Source organism: Staphylococcus massiliensis CCUG 55927, assembly GCF_000298075.1.
In the GTDB taxonomy this organism is placed as follows: domain Bacteria; phylum Bacillota; class Bacilli; order Staphylococcales; family Staphylococcaceae; genus Staphylococcus; species Staphylococcus massiliensis.
On record NZ_JH815593.1, the window covers coordinates 1605312 to 1606807 of the forward strand.

Sequence of the window (1496 nt, forward strand, 5' to 3'; positions counted from 1 at the left end):
AATTTTTCAAATAAAGAAAATGCTAAAATGCGTCACTATACTAGTGACGCATTTTTTGTAACTTCTGATAATCATTGATTATGTTAATAAATGTAAAATCAAGCAGAACTTTTTTAATTTTAGCAACAATTTTTATTACCATTTTCTTTTTTCTCATTATTTTCGTCTTTTTTGTCTGTTTTCTCTTCAATTTTAACTGAACAACATGACTGTTCTTGAGGTTTTAATTTTTTTAATGTGTCTTTGATACCCATTTACTTCACCTCCTTAAATGATTAAGTTAACAATTAGACCAGTTGCAATAGCTACAACTAAAATTGCGATTACGAATGAGACTACAAATTTTTTCTTGAATAATTTAGATAATAATACTACTTCTGGAATACTTGCACCGGCACCACCTATTATCAACGCAACTACTGTTCCTAAAGACATCCCTTTTGATACTAATGCCTCAGCTATAGGTAACATTGTTTCAGGTCTGATATACATTGGAATGCCTATAACAGATCCAATGAATACGGATATAACGCCATCTCCACTTGCGTATTTTGTAATAAATGTTTCGGGTACAAATCCATATATGAATGCTCCAATAAATACACCAATAAATAGGTAAGGAAGCATTGGATATAAAAATGCCCACGCATCATTTAATGCTTGTTTAAAACGAGATCCCGTTTTATTGGCAAAAAATCCATCTCCTTTAACATTTACGCCTTTATAACTTTCAGCCAAATTCATTTTTGAAAACACAAGACCTGTAAAGATACTAAATATTGCTAGTACAATAAAATAAACTATTGCAACTCTCCAGCCTAATAAAGCCCATAGCATAAACACCATCAATGGATTCATTAATGGTGAAGCAATCAAGAAACTCATTGCTGGACCAAAAGGTACTTTAGAATTTAATAGACCTCCGAGTATTGGGATTGTAGAACAAGAACAAAATGGCGTCATAGCACCAAATATCATACCTAATATATAATTGACGGCTTTATTAGGTTTGCTCAAAAGTCTTTTGATTTTTTCTTCCGAAACTACTTGTTGAATTAAACTTACAATAAAGCTCACGATGATGAATAGTATTAATAATTCAAAAAACAACATTAAAAATGTTTTTATGAATTCTATAATTGAGTCTAACATCAGTATAACGCCTCCGAATTTATTTAATCAACTTTTTTTGATTAATTAATCAAAAAAAGTTGATATATATTATGTTAAAAGAAGATACTTATAGTATCTTACAACAAGTATCTTCATTCAAAACTACCTGTATTTGTTGTTCATTAATTTTATAATAGTTCCATGTACCATGCTTTTCAGCAATAAGAATATTTGCATCTACTAATTTTTTTAGATGATAAGAAAGCTTAGACTGTTTTAATTCTAATAATTCCTCCAAGTCACATACACACAGAGATTTTGTATCACTTTGACGTATTGAATGTAAAATTTTAAGTCTAATTTTATCAGCAAGTGCGCTAAAT

The 1496-nt window shown here is 29.5% G+C and carries 3 protein-coding genes; all 3 read right to left on the reverse strand.

Features of this window, described 5'->3' with window-relative positions; all coding sequences use genetic code 11:
• Window positions 1-119: 119 nt before the first annotated feature.
• Window positions 120-254 (reverse strand): hypothetical protein, encoded by a 135-nt coding sequence (locus tag A33S_RS0107910; RefSeq protein WP_002441931.1) that lies wholly within the window; start codon window positions 252-254, stop codon window positions 120-122.
• Between the two features lie 13 nt (window positions 255-267).
• Window positions 268-1152 carry a permease gene (locus A33S_RS0107915; protein WP_017176717.1) on the reverse strand — a complete coding sequence of 295 codons (885 nt, stop codon included), beginning with the start codon at window positions 1150-1152 and terminating at the stop codon, window positions 268-270.
• A gap of 88 nt (window positions 1153-1240) precedes the next feature.
• Window positions 1241-1496 (reverse strand): ArsR/SmtB family transcription factor (locus A33S_RS12060; RefSeq protein ID WP_081502249.1); only part of this gene is annotated, 256 nt, incomplete at its 5' end.